The sequence below is a fragment of the Streptomyces sp. CG4 genome (genome assembly GCF_041080655.1).
In the GTDB taxonomy this organism is placed as follows: domain Bacteria; phylum Actinomycetota; class Actinomycetes; order Streptomycetales; family Streptomycetaceae; genus Streptomyces.
The window spans coordinates 4,689,592-4,706,889 of the sequence record NZ_CP163525.1; the positions used below are offsets into that span (position 1 = coordinate 4,689,592).

Here is a 17,298-nt window from a genome sequence, read left to right on the forward strand (position 1 = left end):
CTTCAACGGCGAGGGCCCGAGCGGGTAGGCCGGCCTCTCAGCCGACTGGAAACGGGGTGCGCGGGTGGGAGAACCCGGTCACGCCGCAGGCACGTGCACCGTCTCCACCCGGCTGGCCACAAGCCGCTCACGCTCACGCCGAGCCGCCCGCCCCCGAAGCCGGAGTATCTGGCTGACCCCGAGCGCCTGCAGCACGAACACGGCACTGAACGCCACGGCATAGTCGTCCTCCGTCGCATCCAGCAACACCCCGACCGCGAACAACGTCGTCATCGAGGCGACGAACCCGCCCATGTTGGTGATTCCGGACGCGGTCCCCTGTCGCTCGGGCGGGTTGGCCGGCCGCGCGAAGTCGAACCCGATCATCGAGGCCGGCCCACACGCCCCCAGCACCGCACACAGCGTCACCAGCAGCCACATCGGCGCCCGCTCCCCGGGATACACCAGCGTCGCGGCCCACAGCAGCGCGGTCGCCCCCACCGTGCCCAAGGCCAACGGCAGCCGCGCCGCATGGTGCCGGGCGACGATCTGGCCGTAGACCAGGCCGATCACCATGTTGGACAGCACGACGAGCGTGAGCAGTTCACCGGCCGTGGCCCGGCTGAGCCCCTGCGCCTGGACCAGGAACGGCAGCCCCCACAACAGCAGGAACACCATCGCCGGGAACTGCGTGGTGAAGTGCACCCACATCCCGAGTCGGGTGCCGGGCTCCCGCCAGGCCGCCGCGATCTGCCGGCGCACGTAGGCCGCGCCCTGATGCGGGGACGGCTCCGGCTCGAACCCCTCGGGGTGGTCCTTCAGGAACAGCAGCGTCAGGACGAGGACGACGGCACCCGCGAGGGCGCTGCCGGCGAACGCCGGGGTCCAGCCGATGCCGTGCAGCAGCCGGGCGAGGACCAGGGTGGAGACCAGGTTGCCCGCCATGCCCACCAGCCCCGCGAGCTGTGCGACCAGCGGCCCGCGCCGGGCCGGGAACCAGCGGGTGCCGAGCCGCAGCACGCTGATGAAGGTCATCGCGTCACCGCAGCCCAGCAGGGCGCGGGAGGCGAGGGCGGTGCCGTACGAAGGCGAGAAGGCGAAGCCCAGCTGCCCGGCGGTGAAGAGGACCGCCCCGATACCGAGGACCTTCTTCGTGCCGAGCCGGTCGACCAGCAGGCCGACGGGTATCTGCATGCCGGCGTAGACCAGCAGCTGGAGTATGGAGAACGTCGACAGGGCGGAGGCGTTGACATGAAAGCGGTCCGCCGCGTCCAGTCCCGCCACGCCCAGTGACGTACGGAAGATGACGGCGACCAAGTAGACGGCGACGCCGATTGACCACACGGTGATGGCAGGCCGGCCGCCCGGCGGATCACCCGGAAGAGTGACATTCCGCGCCGGACCGCTCATCGGACCTCACCCCGGGCGAGGTGCTCGAACCAGCTCACATGCCGGTGCACGACCTCGACGGCCGCCTCCGCGTCCCCGGCGCGCAGCGCGTCCAGTATCTCCTCGTGCTCGGCGAGCGTCTTGGCGATCCGGTCGGGGTGGGAGTGCATGACGGCGACGCCCATCCGCAGCTGCCGGTCGCGCAGTTGGTCGTACAGCCGGGACAGGATCTCGTTGCCGCCGCTGCGCACGATCTCGGCGTGGAAGGAGCGGTCGGTGATCGCGGCCCCGGCCAGGTCACCGGCAGCGGCCTGGGCCTTCTGCAGCTCCAGCAGCTCGGTCAGCCGCTCCAGCAGACCGGGCGCGGCGGGTACGGCCTTGCGGGCGGCGTGCTCCTCGACCAGCTGCCGGGTCTCCACCACGTCGGCGATCTCCTGCGCGGAGACGGGCAGCACCAGGGCACCCTTCTTCGGGTAGAGCCGGATCAGGCCCTCGACCTCCAGCCGCAGCAGCGCCTCCCGCACGGGCGTGCGCGAGACCCCGACGGCCTCGGCCAGCTCACCCTCGGTGAGCAGGGTGCCGCCCTCGTAGCGACGGTCCAGTACACCCTGTTTGACATGGGCGTACACACGGTCGGCGGCGGGCGGTGGCTTTTCGTGCGCGCGGGCGGGGTGGTGTACGGCCGTCTTCATGCCCACATGATAGATACAACACGTACGCATGCGGCAGCGGCGTCCAGCATCCGGACCGACACCGGTCAGGGCGTCGGGCGTGGCGAAAATCGCCCGCAGCAACGACACAACCTTCTGTGCTACTTACGTGTCTCACACGTGCGGCCCTCTGCTCTGCCACTCGACTCGGCCGCACCTCAGGGGCATTCAACACATTCGGGGTACATCACTTTGATTACCGGCATTAAGGGCACCCGCGCCACGCGTATCCGCAGAGCCGCCGCCGTCGCCGTCACCTCCGGCGCGCTGTTCGCGACCGGCGCCCTCACCGCGGCGCCCGCTCAGGCCGTCACGACGCCCTCGATCGTGGCCGCCGGCGGCTACGTGATGAACAACGCGAACGGCGCCTCGCTCTACACGAAGGCCGCGGACACCCAGCGGTCCACCGGCTCCACCACCAAGATCATGACCGCCAAGGTCGTGCTCGCGCAGTCGAACCTCAACCTCGACCGCAAGGTGACGATCCAGAAGGCGTACAGCGACTACGTCGTCAAGAACAACGCCTCCCAGGCGCACCTGATCGTCGGCGACAAGGTCACCGTCCGGCAGCTGCTGTACGGCCTGATGCTGCCGTCCGGCTGCGACGCCGCCTTCGCGCTCGCCGACACCTACGGCTCGGGCTCCACCCGCGACGCGCGCGTGAAGAACTTCATCGGCAAGATGAACGCCGCCGCCGGCGGCCTGGGTCTGAAGAACACCCACTTCGACTCGTTCGACGGCATCGGCAACGGCAACAACTGGTCGACGCCGCGCGATCTGACGAAGATCGCCAGCAGCGCGATGAAGAACTCCACGTTCCGCACGATCGTGCAGACCAAGTCGTACACCGCGAAGACCGTCACCAAGACGGGCAGTATCCGCACGATGGCGGCGTGGACCAACACCAACGGGCTCCTCAGCAGCTACAGCGGCACCATCGGCGTCAAGACCGGCTCCGGCCCGGAGGCCAAGTACTGCCTGGTCTTCGCCGCGACCCGGAACGGCAAGACGATCATCGGCACCGTCCTCGCCTCCACCTCCATCCCGCAGCGTGAGGCGGACGCGAAGAAGCTCCTCGACTACGGCTTCGCCAAGCTCGGCTGACACACCAGCGGACACCAGCACGGGCCCGTCGCGACCAGCGACGGGCCCGTTCTGCTGCCTGCCCTCGGCCCGCCATCTCTCCGCGACCCTGGACATCAACGTCAACACCGTCCTGCGCGACCTGCGGGAACTCCGGGACGAGGGCTTGCTGGAGTTCAGCCGAGGCCCGGGATCCGTCGGAGTTCGCCGACCTTCAGCAACCTGGCCAGCACCAGATAGACGAGGGCGAGGGCGAGCGTGCCGGCCGTGGTGGTCAGGATCGCGCCCGCCGTGCCGTCCCCCAGCACACCGGCACAGCCCCGTGCCGCCGCCCAGCCCGCCACCCCGCCTCCGCCTCCGGCGCACAGCAGCTTTGCGTAGGTGCCGCGCAGGGTGCCGTCGTCGAGCCGGCCGCCGGTGCGACGGGCCAGCAGGCGGGCGGTGAGGACGAGTCCGGCGAAGTAGGAGACCGTGTAGGCGCCGGCCATGCCGGTGACCGCCCATCGCGCGGGCAGCAGCAGATGGCAGGCGGTGGCGAGGGCGATGTTGACGACGGCGATCCACACGGCCATGAAGAACGGCGTACGGGTGTCCTCGAAGGCGTAGAAGCCACGCAGCAGCAGATACTGCGCCGAGAACGGGATCAGTCCGAGCCCGAAGGCCTGGAGCATATGGCCGAGGGGCTGGGCGGTGGCGGGGTCGGCCGCGCCATGGGCGAAGAGGAGAGCGGCGATGTCCGGCCCGAGCGCGGTGAACAGGAAGGCGGCCGGGACGATCACGACCCCGCTGACCCGCAGCGCCCGGGACAGATCGGCGCGCAGATCACCGATCCGCCCCTCGGCCGCCGCGTTGCTCATACGCGGCAGCAGGGCCGTGACCAGGGAGACGGTGACGATGGACTGGGGCAGCATCCAGATGGTCTGCGCGTAGCTGTACGCCGTGTAGCCGACGCCGGCCGTCGGCAGCCGCGTGTCGGCGGCGTTGGCGTAATGCGTGACCACGGTGAGGGCGACCAGGTTGGTCAGCACGAACAGCAGCGTCCACTTCGCCGCGTGGATACCGGAGCCGAGTCCCGCGCCACGCCAGTCGAAACGGGGCCGGAACCGGAAACCGGCGGCGCGCGCGAAGGGGATGAGCGCGAGGGCCTGTACGGCGATCCCGAGGGTCGTACCGACACCGAGCCAGCGGACCTGGGTGCCGGTGACGTCGGCGACGGAGTGAGGGACGGTCATCATCCCGAGGTAGACGCCGAACATGGCGACGAGGACAACGTTGTTGAGCACCGGCGTCCACATCATGGCGCCGAACTTCTCGCGGGCGTTGAGCACTTGGCCGACGATGGCGAACAGCCCGTAGAAGAAGATCTGTGGCAGCAGAAACCTGGCGAAGACGACGGTCAGCCGGAACGCGTCGTGTTCCTTGGGCGTATCCCTTATGTACAGGCTCACGATCTCCGGCGCCGCCCACACGGCGAGCACGGTCCCGACGGCCAGCACGCTCACGACGAGCGTCACGAGCCGCTGTTCGTACGCCCGCCCGCCGTCGGCGTGCGTGGCCCGGGCCCGGACCAGCTGCGGCACGAGCACGGCGTTCAGCGCACCGCCGATCAGCAGGGTGTACAGGCTGGTCGGCACGGTGTTCGCCGTGTTGTACGTGGTGGCCAGCAGCCCTGTCCCGAGCGCGGCTCCCTGCAGCACCTGCCGGATCAGCCCGCCGGCCCGCGATACGACGGTCCCGCCGGCCATGAGCACAGAGGCTCGCCCGACCCCACCGCGCTCCGCCGCCCGAGACCTGGCATGCCGAGCCGCAGTCTTCTCCCCCGTTGCCATGCCGTAAATCTACGGCAGCTGCGTCAGAAGCATCGTCACCTCGCGTGAGCGGTCCGCCGAGGAGGTACTGGCAGAAACCAAGGCCTGGGAGAGGGCGGCCGCAAGCCGATTTTGCGGCCGTCCTCCCGGACTCCAGAAACTACCCACCAGAGGCGGTCAGGCCCAGGTGATCAATCGCTTCGGCTGTTCCAGGATCGCCGCCACGTCCGCCAGTACCTTCGAGCCCAACTCACCGTCGACCAGCCGGTGATCGAAACTCAATGCCAGCGTGGTCACCTGACGCGGCTTGACCTTGCCCTTGTGCACCCACGGCTGCAACTTGATCGCACCCACCGCAAGGATCGCCGACTCACCGGGATTGAGGATCGGCGTACCGGTATCGACACCGAACACCCCGACATTCGTGATCGTCACCGTGCCACCCTGCATCGCCGCAGGCGACGTCTTCCCCTCCCGTGCCGTCGCCACCAACTCACCCAGACCAGCAGCCAGTTGAGGCAGCGTTTTGTCGTGCGCGTCCTTGATGTTCGGCACGATCAGACCACGCGGAGTGGCCGCAGCGATCCCCAGATTGACGTAATGCTTCACCACGATCTCCTGGGCGCTCTCGTCCCAGGAAGCGTTGATGTCCGGGTTCCGCTTGATCGCGACCAGCAAGGCCTTGGCGATCAGAAGGAGAGGATTGACCCGCAGGCCCTGCATCTCCCGGTCCTGCTTCAACTCCTCGACCAGCTTCATCGTCCGGGTCACATCCACCGTCACGAACTCCGTGACATGCGGCGCCGTGAACGCCGAACCCACCATCGCCGCCGCCGTCGCCTTACGCACACCCTTCACCGGGATACGCGTCTCACGACCCGTGTCGTACGACGCGACCGGCCCCTGCGACACAGCGGGAGCGGCGACCGCAGGCACCGGCTCGGCCAGCTGGGCCGGCCCGGCCGACGTGGCCGACTGAGGCGCGGCCGCCGCGTGGACGTCCTCGCGGGTGATGATCCCGTCCGCACCGGACGGGATGACCATGGCCAGGTCGACACCGAGATCCTTGGCCAGCTTCCGCACCGGCGGCTTCGCCAGCGGGCGGGGCTTCTCGGCGACCGCGCCGTGGCCATGACCGTTCAGCTCGGTCTGGATCGCCTGGGCCGCCGCCGGGGCGGTGACCTCGGCGCCCTTGCGGGGCCGGCGCTTCGTGGAGGACGTTGCCACGCCGTAGCCCACCAGGACCGGCTGGCGGCCCTCCGGCTTCGGCTCCTCCGCCACGGCGACGGGTTCCGCCTTCGGCTGCTCCGCCGGGGCTTCCGCCGGTGCCGCACCGCCCGCCACGTCTACCGCGATGATCGCGGTGCCGACGTCGACCGTGGTGCCCTCGGGGAAGTGCAGGGACCGGACTACACCGTCGTAGGGAATCGGCAACTCGACGGCCGCCTTCGCGGTCTCGACCTCACACACCACCTGGCCGTCGGTGACCGTGTCACCGGGCTGGACGTACCACTTGAGGATCTCGGCCTCGGTGAGTCCCTCGCCGACGTCCGGCATCCTGAACTCGCGCACAGACGCTTCCGTCATCGTCGTCACGACCCTCTCCTCAGAACGCCAGCGAGCGGTCGACGGCGTCGAGCACGCGGTCCAGATCCGGCAGATACTCCTCCTCCAGCCGCGCCGGCGGATACGGCGCGTGGTAGCCGCCCACCCGCAGCACCGGCGCCTCCAGATGGAAGAAGCACCGCTCGGTGATCCGCGCGGCGATCTCCGCACCCGAACCGAAGAACACCGGCGCCTCATGGACCACGACCAGACGGCGGGTCTTCTCCACCGACGCCTGGATGGTGTCGAAGTCCAGCGGGGAGACCGAACGCAGATCCAGGACCTCCAGGGACTTGCCCTCCTCGGCCGCCGCGTTCGCCACCTCCTGACACAACTTCACCATCGGACCGTACGCGGCCAGGGTCAGGTCCGTGCCCTCGCGGACCACCTGCGCCTTGTGCAACGGCGCCGGGATCGCTTCGGCATCGACCTCGGCCTTGTCCCAGTAACGCCGCTTCGGCTCGAAATAGATCACCGGGTCATCGCTCTGGATGGCCTGCTGCATCATCCAGTACGCATCCGAGGCGTTCGACGGGGAAACAATCTTCAGGCCCGCCACATGCGCGAACAGTGCCTCGGGCGACTCCGAGTGATGCTCGACCGCGCCGATGCCGCCGCCGTAGGGGATGCGGACGACGACCGGCATCTTGACCTTGCCCAGCGAGCGGGCGTGCATCTTCGCGAGCTGGGTGACGATCTGGTCGTAGGCCGGGAAGACGAAGCCGTCGAACTGGATCTCCACCACCGGGCGGTAGCCGCGCAGCGCCAGGCCGATCGCGGTGCCGACGATGCCGGACTCCGCCAGCGGGGTGTCGATGACGCGGCTCTCGCCGAAGTCCTTCTGCAGACCGTCCGTCACGCGGAACACGCCGCCGAGCTTGCCGACGTCCTCACCCATGACGAGGACTTTGGGGTCCGTCTCCAGGGCACGGCGCAGCGACTCGTTGATGGCCTTCGCCATCGCCATCTTCTCGGCCATCTCAGCGACCCCCTTCGCTTGCGTCCGCGAACGACGCCTGGTAGGCGGCGAACTGCGCTCGCTCCTCGTCGACGAGCGCGTGCCCGTCCGCGTACACGTTCTCGAAGATGGCGAAGTGATCCGGGTCGGGCATGGCACGAACCGCCTCGCGCACTCGTTTGCCCAACGCCTCGGACTCGGTCTCGAGTTCCGCGAAAAATCCCTCGTCCGCGTGGTTTGCGGCCTCCAGATACCGGCGAAGGCGCAGGATCGGGTCCTTGGCCTCCCAGGCGGCGCGCTCGTCGTCGTGCCGGTAGCGGGTGGGGTCGTCGGAGGTGGTGTGGGCGCCCATGCGGTACGTGTACGCCTCCACCAGGGTCGGGCCCTCGCCGCTGCGCGCCCGCTCCAGGGCCCAGCGGGTGACCGCGAGACAGGCCAGGACGTCGTTGCCGTCCACACGGACGCCCGGGAAGCCGAAGCCCTGGGCGCGCTGGTACAGCGGCACCCGGCTCTGCTTCTCGGTCGGCTCGGAGATCGCCCACTGGTTGTTCTGGCAGAAGAACACCACGGGAGCGTTGTAGACCGCGGAGAAGGTGAACGATTCGGCCACGTCGCCCTGGCTGCTCGCGCCGTCGCCGAAGTAGGCGATGACCGCGCTGTCCGCGCCGTCCTTGGTGATGCCCATCGCGTAGCCGGTGGCGTGCAGCGTCTGGGAGCCGATGACGATCGTGTACAGCTGGAAGTTGTTGCTGTTCGGGTCCCAGCCGCCGTTGTTCACGCCGCGGAACATGCCGAGCAGGTTGGTCGGGTCGACCCCGCGGCACCAGGCGACGCCGTGCTCACGGTAGGTCGGGAAGACGTAGTCGTCGTCGCGCAGGGCGCGGCCGGAGCCGATCTGGGCGGCCTCCTGGCCCAGCAGCGAGGCCCACAGGCCCAGCTCGCCCTGGCGCTGCAGGGCGGTGGCCTCGGCGTCGAAGCGACGGGTGAGCACCATGTCGCGGTACAGGCCGCGCAGGTCTTCGGGGGTGACGCCGGCGACGTAGGCGTCGTACTCGGCGTTCTTGACCCGTTTGCCCTCGGGTGTCAGCAGCTGTACGAGCTCCGGTTCGGTGCTCTTCTTGGCCGCGGCGCGGCTGGTGCGGGTGGTGCGCTTGGTGCCGGTGGTTCCGGACGCGTTCCCGGCCGTGCCGGACTTCGCCCCGGCCGTGCCGGCCTTGCTGCCGGTGGTGCCGGCCTTGCCTGCGGCGCTGCGTCGCGGCTTGCGCGCGGCACTGCTGTCCACGGTCACGTGTGCTCCTCCGTCGTTCCGGCCCCCGGGGTTGCCGGTAGGCCAGTGCGGCTCACCTGTCTCGGCCACCGGGCACGGGGTGGGTGCCACTCGGCCGGGAACAGGCGTGACAGGTACCCCGGCGAGCGCCCTGCAACCATCACGTTACCCAGTGCTCCACATTTCTGTGAAACCCCACTTGACCTGCGATTTTGCTTGGATTTCCAAGTAAATCGAGAACGTGTGGAAGCGTGCTGGTCACAGCCTTGCGAAAGGCCGGAGCAACCGCACGTTATCCCGCTGACCCAGCTCACGGGAAGAGTTTGTGTGTGAGACTGATTCAGCGCACGAAGCAGGAAAAATCACCGTATTTCTGCTCGACGATCATGAAGTGGTCCGCCGGGGCGTCCACGAGATGCTCTCCGTGGAGCCGGATATCGAGGTGGGGGGCGAGGCCGGCACGGCGGCCGACGCGCTGGTGCGCATTCCGGCCACCCGGCCCGACGTGGCGGTGCTGGACGTGCGGCTTCCGGACGGCGGCGGAGTCGAGGTGTGCCGGGAGGCCCGCTCCCAGTACGAGACGGTTCGGTGCCTGATGCTGACCTCGTTCGCGGACGACGAGGCGCTGTTCGACGCGATCATGGCGGGTGCCTCGGGATACGTCCTGAAAGCGATCCGCGGCAACGAACTGCTGCAGGCCGTACGGGACGTGGCCGCCGGAAAGTCCCTGCTGGACCCCGTCGCCACCGCGCGCTTGCTGGAGCGGCTGCGCGACGGCGGCGGCGCGCGGACGGACGACAAGCTCGCGCAACTCACCGAGCAAGAGCGGAAATTCCTCGATCTCATCGGTGAAGGGCTCACCAACCGGCAGATCGGCGAGCGTTTGCATCTCGCCGAGAAAACGATCAAGAATTACGTTTCGAGTCTGCTTTCCAAACTCGGCATGCAGCGCCGTTCACAGGCCGCCGCTTATGTCGCCCGTATGCAGGCGGAAAAGAGCGGCAGCAACGGAAATCTTTGATAAAACCTGGCGTGTGCGGCCTGCCCTGTGACCGAAAGCGATCGCCAGCGACTGCCTGTGACAAGCCCCAGCTCACAGCCGCTTTTCGTGCCCTACCATCTGCGGCGTGCCGCGCTCATGTGTACCACCGCTCGTACCTCATGCGCCCCCTCTGGGCGCCCTGCTCCGCCTGTACGCGGCCGGTAGCGCCGTCACCTGTGAGCCGGTCGAGCAGGGTCTGCTGAACCGCGGCTACCGGCTGTGCACCACCCGCGGCCGCTACTTCCTCAAGCATCACTTCGACCCCGACACCGCCGACCCGGCCGCCATCGAGCGCCGGCACCGCGCCACCCAGCGCCTGGCCGACCTCGGTGTCCCGGTCTCCGTGCCGCTCGCGCACCGCGACGGCCGTACGGTCGCCGTCGTCGGCGGCCACGCCTACGCCCTGCACCCCTGGATCGACGGCAGGCACCGCCACGGCGGCCAGCTCACCCGCGGGGAGAGCGCACGCCTGGGGGCGGTTCTGGGCGCCGTGCACGCCTGTCTGGAGCGCGTGATGCCACCCAAGGGGCGCACACGCCCGGCCACGAGCCCCCACCCGGTGGAGAGCGCCGACCCCGACGACACGTTCGCCCTCATCGACGACCTGCTCGCCCAGGTGCGCCGGCACCGCCCCGCCGACGCCTTCGACGAACTGGCCCGGCACCGGCTGCTGGAACGCCGCGCGCTCGTGGAGCAGCACGCGGACCGGCGCCCGCCGCCCGGCGGCTCGGTGGGCTGGGTGCACGGCGACTTCCACCCGTTCAACGTGCTCTACAAGGGCGACGCACCGGCCGCCATCGTCGACTGGGACCGGCTGGGCGTGCAGCCCCGCGCCGAGGAGGCCGTACGCGCCGCCGCGATCTTCTTCGTACGGCCCGCGGGCGCCCTGGACCTGCCGAAAGTGCGCGCCTACGCGCGCGCGTACCGGCGCGCGGCCGGTGCCACGCCCTCCGAGCTGGCGGCGGCCGTGCACCGGGTGTGGTGGGAGCGCCTGAACGACTTCTGGATGCTGCGCTGGCACTACGAACGCGGTGACACGCGCGCGGACTGCCAGTTTCCGGCCGCTTCGGCGCTCGTGGTGTGGTGGACCCGCGCGTACGACGCGGTGTGCGACGCGTTCGTGGAGTGAGTACCCGACCTGCTCACGCGGACGCCGTGGATCGGCCGAGGCGGGCGCCGGCGGGTGGGCTCAAGGAGAGGCCGGCGCCGGCGCCGTAGGCGTCCTTCAACCGGTGGGCAGGCTCGTGCCGCCGTCCGCCGTGGTGCCCGCGTTGGTGCCGCCGTTCGTGGTGCCGGTGGTCGTGCCGCCGTTCGTGGTGCCGGTGGTCGTGCCGCCGTCCGTCGTACCCGCGTCCGTGCCGCCGTCCGTGGTGCCCGCGTCGGTGCCCCCGGTCGTCGGGTTCGAGGAGTCCGACGGCGAGGTCGACGGATTCGTCGGCTGGTTGGTCGGGCCGGTGCTCTGCGACTGCGACGGCGTGGATGACGGGGTGTAGCCGGACCCACCCGAGTCCGTGCCCGAGCCGTTGCCGGTGGCGGGGTCCGAAGGCTGGTCGGTGGTGTCGTCCGACGGGCTCGGGGAGGTCGAGTCGTCCTTCGAGGTCTGCGAGTGCGTCGTCGGCGGCTTGGTGTCGGAGCCGGTGCCGGCGTTGCCGCTCGTGCCCCGCACGGCCAGCGCAACCCCCACCGCGATCGCGATGACCGCGAGGACGGCGAGGATCCACAGCTTGCCGCGGCCGCTGCCCTTGTTGCCGTGCCCCTCGAAACCGCCGTCGTCGCCGTTGCCGTAACCGGACGGCAGGATCGGCTGCGGGATCTGCGCGGTCCCGGCGCCGTACTCGCCCGGGTGCTGCATCGCGGTCGTGCCCGTGAAGCCGCCCGGCGGGGTGTGCCGACCGTCGTGCGCGGCCACCGGGCCGGTGTTCCAGGTGCCGGTGTGGCCGCCCTGCTCGTACAGCATCTGCAGGCCGTACTGGACCATGCCGCGCATCTCCTCGGCCGTCTGGAACCGGTCGTCCGGTTCCTTGGCGAGCGAGCGCATGACCAGGCCGTCCAGCTCCGGCGGGCAGCCGTCGGAGATGGCGGAGGGCTGGGTCGGGATGTCCTGGACGTGCTGGTAGACCACCGACAGCGGGGTCTCGCCGGTGAACGGGGGCCGCAGCGCGAGGAGTTCGTAGAGCAGGCAGCCGGTCGCGTACAGGTCGGAGCGGTGGTCCACGGCCTTGCCGAGCGCCTGCTCAGGAGACAGGTACTGCGGCGTGCCCATGACCATGCCGGTCTGCGTCATCGTTGTCGAGGCGCCGTGCAGGGCGCGCGCGATGCCGAAGTCCATCACCTTGACGGCGCCGCTGTTGGTGATGATCACGTTGGCGGGCTTGATGTCACGGTGCACGATGCCGTGCTGGTGCGAGTAGGCGAGCGCTTCCAGCACCCCGGAGACGATGATCAGGGCCTGCTCGGGGCCCGGCGCCTCGGCGTTGATCAGCAGATCGCGGATGGTGCGGCCCTCGACCAGCTCCATCACGATGTACGGCACGGACTGACCGCCGACGAAGTCCTCGCCGGAGTCGTACACGGCGACGATCGCGTGGTGGTTGAGACCGGCGACCGACTGTGCCTCGCGGGTGAAGCGGGCCTTGGAGACCGGGTCCTCGGCCAGGTCCGCGCGGAGCAGCTTGACCGCGACGGTACGGCCCAGCCGGACGTCCTCGGCCGCGAAGACCTCGGCCATGCCGCCCCGGCCGAGCCGGTGGGTCAGCCGGTACCGGCCGTCGCCGACGAGCCCTCCGTTGCCCCACATCTCCGGCGCGTCCGACATGCCGCCGCCAGTCGCCTCGGGGTCGGACGGGCCCTGGGCGCGCTGCGTCTGTGCCATCAGTCCTCGCCGTCGTTTCTGCCCGCGGTGCGCGCGGTGTTGTCACGGTCTCCGTCGGCCACGCTACAGCCTCGGCGCCAGCCGCCGGTTCGGAACCGGAACCGGGACCGGCCGGAGCCAGACCGGCCATGAAACCTGTAGCACGCGCTGTCGTGCAAATTCTGTGTACCGCTGGTACGCCCCCTGTAACGCTTGCGCGACGCTTCTTGCGCGTACGGTCACGGAACGGGCACCGAGCTTGACGTGTCAGTGCCCTGGGGCAGACTTGGCCGGGAATGACACATTCGATCAAGGCCCGTGCGATGAGCTAAGACGCCGGACGGCCAGTGGGGGACACGGAGAGATGAGCCAGGACGGCGCACACGGCCGGTATACGGGGCAGTCGCTGGCCGGCGGTCGCTACCAGCTGCGGGACCTGCTCGGCGAGGGCGGCATGGCCTCGGTGCACCTGGCGTACGACGCCGTGCTCGACCGCCAGGTCGCGATCAAGACACTCCACACGGAACTCGGCCGGGAACAGGCCTTCCGCGAGCGCTTTCGCCGCGAGGCCCAGGCCGTGGCCAAGCTCACGCACACCAACATCGTCTCCGTCTTCGACACCGGCGAGGACGATCTCGGCGGCCTGACGACGCCGTACATCGTCATGGAGTACATCGAGGGCCGCCCGCTCGGCTCGGTCCTCGATGCGGACATCCAGCAGTACGGCGCGATGCCCGCCGACAAGGCGCTGAAGGTCACCGCGGACGTGCTGGCGGCGCTGGAGATCAGCCATGAGATGGGGCTGGTCCACCGCGACATCAAGCCGGGCAACGTGATGATGACCAAGCGCGGCGTGGTCAAGGTCATGGACTTCGGCATCGCCCGTGCCATGCAGTCCGGCGTGACGTCGATGACCCAGACCGGCATGGTCGTCGGCACCCCGCAGTACCTCTCGCCGGAGCAGGCCCTCGGCCGTGGCGTGGACGCCCGCTCCGATCTGTACTCGGTCGGCATCATGCTGTTCCAGCTGGTCACCGGGCGGCTGCCGTTCGACGCGGACTCGCCGCTGGCGATCGCGTACGCGCATGTGCAGGAGGAGCCGGTGGCTCCTTCCTCGATCAACCGGTCCCTGCCGCCCGCGGTGGACGCGCTGGTCGCCCGTGCGCTGAAGAAGAACCCGAACGAGCGTTTTCCGACCGCCGAGGCCATGCGCGACGAGTGCCTGCGCGTCGCCGCCTCCTTCCAGGCGGCCGCGCCGAGCATCGTGCCGGGCGCCATGCCGATGCAGAGCGGCTCGGGCGTCGGCTCCGCGGTGTTCCCGCCGGTCGACCGGACCGCCCAGGCGGCCCCGGGGCCGGTCCAGACGCCGTACCAGCCCGGCCCGTACGGCGCACCGCAGACGCCCGCCCCGGCGGCCTACGGCTACCCGCAGCAGGCCGGCTATCAGACGCCTCCGGTGGGCTACGGCCCGCAGGGCGCACAGACCCCGCCGCCGTACGCGGGCGCGCCGCAGCCGGCCGCACAGCCGTCCGCGCCGGGTGCCGACGGCGGCAAGAGCAACAAGCCGGTGATCATCGGCTCGGTCGTGGTGTCGCTCGTCGCGGTTGTCGCCCTCGTCGTCGCGTTGACGATGAGCAACGGCGGAAGTGACGACAAGGGCGGCGGCGGTGGCGCGAGCGCCTCGGCCTCGTCCCACCAGGCGGGCTACCGCGGGCCGGACCGGACCCGGGTGATCGACAAGACCAAATGCACGGAGCCGGACAAGAACTGGAACGACGAGACCAAGATCGATCTGCCCGACTTCCGGTACAAGGACCTCAACTCCGTGAAGGCGTGTTTCCAGGCCGCGGGCTGGGAGTACAAGATCACGTCGCAGAACGACAACACCTGGGGCAAGGACACCGTCCTCGACCAGTTCCCGTCCGAGGGCACGGCCGTCGACAAGAAGAACCCAGGAACGATCGAGCTCACGGTCTCGACAGGCAACCCTGCCTGACACCGGCCGCCTGCGGATGACAGGGGAGCCCGGCACGATTGCGTGCCGGGCTCCGTTCGTCGTCGGGTGGGGCTTGTCAGGCGGGGCTGTCAGGTGAAGCTGTCGGGCGGGGGCGTTACAGGTAGGGCCCGCCCGAGCGGCCCGCGGCGCGGGGGTCGTCGCCCTCGTGGCCGGTCACGCCCGGCGGGAGCGCGCGGCGCATCTGCTCCAGCTGGGCCCGCGCGGCCATCTGCTGGGCGAACAGCGTGGTCTGGATCCCGTGGAAGAGGCCTTCCAGCCAGCCCACCAACTGCGCCTGCGCGATCCGCAGTTCCGCGTCGCTGGGGGTCACGTCGTCCATGAACGGCAGGGAGAGCCGCTCCAGCTCGTCGACCAGCTCGGGGGCGAGGCCGTCCTCCAGCTCCTTCACCGAACTGCGGTGGATCTCCTTGAGCCGGGCCCGGCTCGCCTCGTCCAGAGGAGCGACACGCACCTCCTCCAGGAGCTGCTTGATCATGCTGCCGATGCGCATGACCTTGGCGGGCTGTTCCACCTGGTCCGTCACCGGGATCTCGCGGGAGTCCTCGTCTCCGTTGCCGCCACTGAGCGCCATACCGTCCTGGCCCACGACCAGGATCTGCGGATTCTCCGGCGACCGTTCGTTCCTCGGCATCTCCATGCAGCCATTCTCTCGCACCCCTACACCTCACCACCGTGGTGCCCCCTCATGGGGGTGATCCACCGTTTAGACCCTACGGCGCATCCTGAAATGCCCTGTTTGCCATGGAATGTGAGGCTGGATTCCGTCGGTCATCCATCGATCACGACATCCGGGCTCCGGGAGGTCACCGGCGTGACTCCATGGCTGCGCATCACCCACCACTGGGTACGACTGCTCCTCGTCCTCGCGACGACCGTGCCCGCGTACGGCACCGCCCCCGCCTACGCCGCCGCCCCGGGCGCCGGAACCTCCCCCGTCCCGGCCCACCGCCACATCCCCGCCGCGGGCAGCCCCGCCGCACCGAGGCACCTCCGCCGCCCGGACCCCCCGGGCCACTCGCGGGAGACGGCCCACAAGACCCCGGACGCCCTCGCCCCCGCCGATCACGCTCGCGCTCCCGGCCACGACCGGGCCCGCAGGCACGATCCCGGGGGCTCCCCCGGCATCCGCCCCTCGCCGGCCGCCATGCCCTCCGACTCGGCCTCGGCCTCCTACCGCCCGGTGTCGACGGTCGAGCCGACCCGTGCGGGCAGCCGGGCCGGCGAGGGGCGGATGCGGCCGGGCCGGCCGGACGGGCCCGCGGCCGAGGTGGAGGGTGACAACGACCCCGTACCCACCCAGGCTCCGGGCACCGGCCGGCCGGAGGAACCGGAGACCGCGGTCCTCCCGTCCGCGACCTCGCCCCCCTCGGACGCCCCCGACCAGGCCGGTCTCGACCAGCCCCGCACCCAGAACGCCCCCCAGCAGGGCCGGACCGCCACCCAGCCGGTTCTGCAGATCCTCCCCCTGGGCACCGGCCTGGTCCTCATCGGCCTCGGCCTGGCCCTGGCCTTCCTGGGCCTGAGACTCCGCAAGGACTGACGACGGCAGGCCGTTCCCCCAAGGGCAGGGCACCATCCCATGGCGCTACGGCGTCACCAGCAGCACCTTGCCGACGTGCCCGCTCGCCTCCACCACCCGATGTCCCTCGGCCGCCTCGGCCATCGGCAACTCCCGGTCCACAACCGGCCGCACATGCCCGCCGGCGAGCAACGGCCACACATGCTCCCGCACCGCCGCCACGATCGCCGCCTTCTCACTGAGCGGCCGCGCCCGCAGCGAGGTCGCACTGATCGCGGCCCGCTTGCCGAGCAGCGTGCCGATGTTCAGCTCGCCCTTGACCCCGCCCTGCATACCGATGATCGCGAGACGCCCGCTGACGGCGAGCGCCTGGACGTTGCGCTCCAGGTACTTCGCCCCCATGTTGTCCAGGATCACATCGGCCCCGTCGCCCCCGGTGCCCGCCTTGACCTCGGCGACGAAGTCCTGCTCGCGATAGTTGATCAGGATGTCCGCGCCCAGCTCGGCGCAGCGCTCCAGCTTCTCCTTCGTACCGGCCGTCACCGCGACCTTGGCCCCGACGGCCTTGGCGAGCTGGATCGCCATGGTGCCGATGCCGCTGGACCCGCCGTGCACGAGCAGCGTCTCGCCGGGCCGCAGGTGGGCGATCATGAACACGTTGGACCAGACCGTGCAGACCACCTCGGGCAGCGCGGCGGCCTGGGTGAGGTCGACACCCTCGGGCACAGGCAGCAGCTGCCCGGCCGGTACGACGACCTTCTCGGCGTATCCGCCGCCCGAGAGCAGCGCGCACACCTCGTCGCCGACGGCCCAGCCGGAGACTCCGGGGCCGAGTGCGGCGATCCTGCCGGAACACTCCAGGCCGGGGTAGGGGGAGGCGCCGGGCGGCGGGTTGTAGAAGCCCTGTCGCTGCAGGATGTCGGCACGGTTGACGGCGCTGGCCACCACCTCGACCAGCACCTCGCCCTCGCCGGGCACCGGGTCGGGGACCTCCGCCCACACCAGCGCCTCGGGACCGCCAGGTTCGGGAATCGTGATCGCATGCATGCCCGTGACGCTACTCCCCGCAG

At 70.1% G+C, this 17,298-nt stretch carries 14 protein-coding genes and 1 pseudogene; 6 read left to right on the top strand and 9 right to left on the bottom strand.

Translation table 11 applies throughout. The annotated features are described in order from the left end of the window. Positions 1-78 precede the first annotated feature (78 nt). Positions 79-1,389 carry a nitrate/nitrite transporter gene (locus AB5L52_RS21305; RefSeq protein WP_369365662.1) on the bottom strand — a complete coding sequence of 437 codons (1,311 nt, stop codon included), beginning with the start codon at positions 1,387-1,389 and terminating at the stop codon, positions 79-81. Beyond that, entirely contained in the window at positions 1,386-2,060 is a 675-nt protein-coding gene (locus tag AB5L52_RS21310) for a GntR family transcriptional regulator (protein ID WP_351017205.1), read from the bottom strand. Before AB5L52_RS21310 ends, AB5L52_RS21305 begins: the two co-directional genes overlap by 4 nt. 210 nt (positions 2,061-2,270) lie before the next feature. Between AB5L52_RS21310 and AB5L52_RS21315 the strand changes: the two genes are divergently transcribed. Together AB5L52_RS21315 and AB5L52_RS21320 are read left to right on the top strand one after the other, a co-directional pair. Beyond that, positions 2,271-3,182 (top strand): D-alanyl-D-alanine carboxypeptidase, encoded by a 912-nt coding sequence (locus AB5L52_RS21315; RefSeq protein ID WP_351017202.1) that lies wholly within the window; start codon positions 2,271-2,273, stop codon positions 3,180-3,182. Positions 3,183-3,240: 58 nt separating this feature from the next. Continuing rightward, positions 3,241-3,354: pseudogene (locus tag AB5L52_RS21320) on the top strand (GntR family transcriptional regulator); the annotation flags it as partial. Here the strand turns inward: AB5L52_RS21320 and murJ are convergent. The 4 genes from murJ to pdhA form a co-directional block, all read right to left on the bottom strand. After that, entirely contained in the window at positions 3,338-4,906 is a 1,569-nt protein-coding gene (murJ, locus tag AB5L52_RS21325) for a murein biosynthesis integral membrane protein MurJ (protein ID WP_351017199.1), read from the bottom strand. The pseudogene AB5L52_RS21320 and the gene murJ sit on opposite strands and share 17 nt — an antisense overlap. A 240-nt stretch (positions 4,907-5,146) precedes the next feature. After that, positions 5,147-6,565 (bottom strand): dihydrolipoamide acetyltransferase family protein, encoded by a 1,419-nt coding sequence (locus AB5L52_RS21330; protein ID WP_369365665.1) that lies wholly within the window; start codon positions 6,563-6,565, stop codon positions 5,147-5,149. A 10-nt stretch (positions 6,566-6,575) separates the two neighbouring features. Then, positions 6,576-7,553: an alpha-ketoacid dehydrogenase subunit beta gene (locus tag AB5L52_RS21335; RefSeq protein ID WP_369365667.1), complete on the bottom strand. Its 978-nt coding sequence runs from the start codon at positions 7,551-7,553 to the stop codon at positions 6,576-6,578. Between the two features lies 1 nt (position 7,554). Beyond that, positions 7,555-8,820 (bottom strand): pyruvate dehydrogenase (acetyl-transferring) E1 component subunit alpha, encoded by a 1,266-nt coding sequence (gene pdhA / locus AB5L52_RS21340; RefSeq protein WP_369365669.1) that lies wholly within the window; start codon positions 8,818-8,820, stop codon positions 7,555-7,557. Between the two features lie 304 nt (positions 8,821-9,124). Here pdhA and AB5L52_RS21345 point away from each other — a divergent pair, with 304 nt between their 5' ends. Beyond that, on the top strand, positions 9,125-9,820 hold the full coding sequence (locus AB5L52_RS21345; RefSeq protein ID WP_369365670.1) for a response regulator: 696 nt from the start codon (positions 9,125-9,127) through the stop codon (positions 9,818-9,820). A 106-nt stretch (positions 9,821-9,926) separates the two neighbouring features. Next, a complete protein-coding gene (locus AB5L52_RS21350; RefSeq protein ID WP_351017184.1) occupies positions 9,927-10,970 on the top strand; it encodes a phosphotransferase in 1,044 nt (347 codons plus the stop codon). A gap of 96 nt (positions 10,971-11,066) precedes the next feature. Here the strand turns inward: AB5L52_RS21350 and AB5L52_RS21355 are convergent, their stop codons facing one another. Next, positions 11,067-12,713 (bottom strand): protein kinase, encoded by a 1,647-nt coding sequence (locus AB5L52_RS21355; RefSeq protein ID WP_351566370.1) that lies wholly within the window; start codon positions 12,711-12,713, stop codon positions 11,067-11,069. A gap of 343 nt (positions 12,714-13,056) precedes the next feature. Between AB5L52_RS21355 and AB5L52_RS21360 the strand changes: the two genes are divergently transcribed. Further along, positions 13,057-14,688 carry a protein kinase gene (locus tag AB5L52_RS21360; protein ID WP_369365674.1) on the top strand — a complete coding sequence of 544 codons (1,632 nt, stop codon included), beginning with the start codon at positions 13,057-13,059 and terminating at the stop codon, positions 14,686-14,688. Between the two features lie 115 nt (positions 14,689-14,803). Here the strand turns inward: AB5L52_RS21360 and AB5L52_RS21365 are convergent, their stop codons facing one another. Continuing rightward, positions 14,804-15,346: a bacterial proteasome activator family protein gene (locus AB5L52_RS21365; RefSeq protein WP_351017175.1), complete on the bottom strand. Its 543-nt coding sequence runs from the start codon at positions 15,344-15,346 to the stop codon at positions 14,804-14,806. 174 nt (positions 15,347-15,520) lie between these two features. Between AB5L52_RS21365 and AB5L52_RS21370 the strand changes: the two genes are divergently transcribed. Beyond that, complete coding sequence (locus AB5L52_RS21370; RefSeq protein WP_369365677.1) at positions 15,521-16,249, top strand: hypothetical protein; 729 nt, start codon at positions 15,521-15,523, stop codon at positions 16,247-16,249. A gap of 45 nt (positions 16,250-16,294) precedes the next feature. Here AB5L52_RS21370 and AB5L52_RS21375 read toward each other — a convergent pair whose 3' ends face one another. Then, positions 16,295-17,275: an NAD(P)H-quinone oxidoreductase gene (locus tag AB5L52_RS21375; RefSeq protein ID WP_351017169.1), complete on the bottom strand. Its 981-nt coding sequence runs from the start codon at positions 17,273-17,275 to the stop codon at positions 16,295-16,297. Between the last annotated feature and the right edge of the window lie 23 nt (positions 17,276-17,298).

What these genes read in the sequence shown, in the direction of transcription:
- AB5L52_RS21305 (WP_369365662.1), bottom strand. Translation starts at nt 1,389, where the DNA reads ATGAGCGGTCCGGCGCGGAATGTCACTCTTCCGGGTGATCCGCCGGGC.
- AB5L52_RS21310 (WP_351017205.1), bottom strand. Translation starts at nt 2,060, where the DNA reads ATGAAGACGGCCGTACACCACCCCGCCCGCGCGCACGAAAAGCCACCG.
- murJ (WP_351017199.1), bottom strand. Translation starts at nt 4,906, where the DNA reads ATGGCCGGCGGGACCGTCGTATCGCGGGCCGGCGGGCTGATCCGGCAG.
- AB5L52_RS21335 (WP_369365667.1), bottom strand. Translation starts at nt 7,553, where the DNA reads ATGGCCGAGAAGATGGCGATGGCGAAGGCCATCAACGAGTCGCTGCGC.
- AB5L52_RS21355 (WP_351566370.1), bottom strand. Translation starts at nt 12,713, where the DNA reads ATGGCACAGACGCAGCGCGCCCAGGGCCCGTCCGACCCCGAGGCGACT.
- AB5L52_RS21360 (WP_369365674.1), top strand. Translation starts at nt 13,057, where the DNA reads ATGAGCCAGGACGGCGCACACGGCCGGTATACGGGGCAGTCGCTGGCC.
- AB5L52_RS21365 (WP_351017175.1), bottom strand. Translation starts at nt 15,346, where the DNA reads ATGGAGATGCCGAGGAACGAACGGTCGCCGGAGAATCCGCAGATCCTG.
- AB5L52_RS21375 (WP_351017169.1), bottom strand. Translation starts at nt 17,275, where the DNA reads ATGCATGCGATCACGATTCCCGAACCTGGCGGTCCCGAGGCGCTGGTG.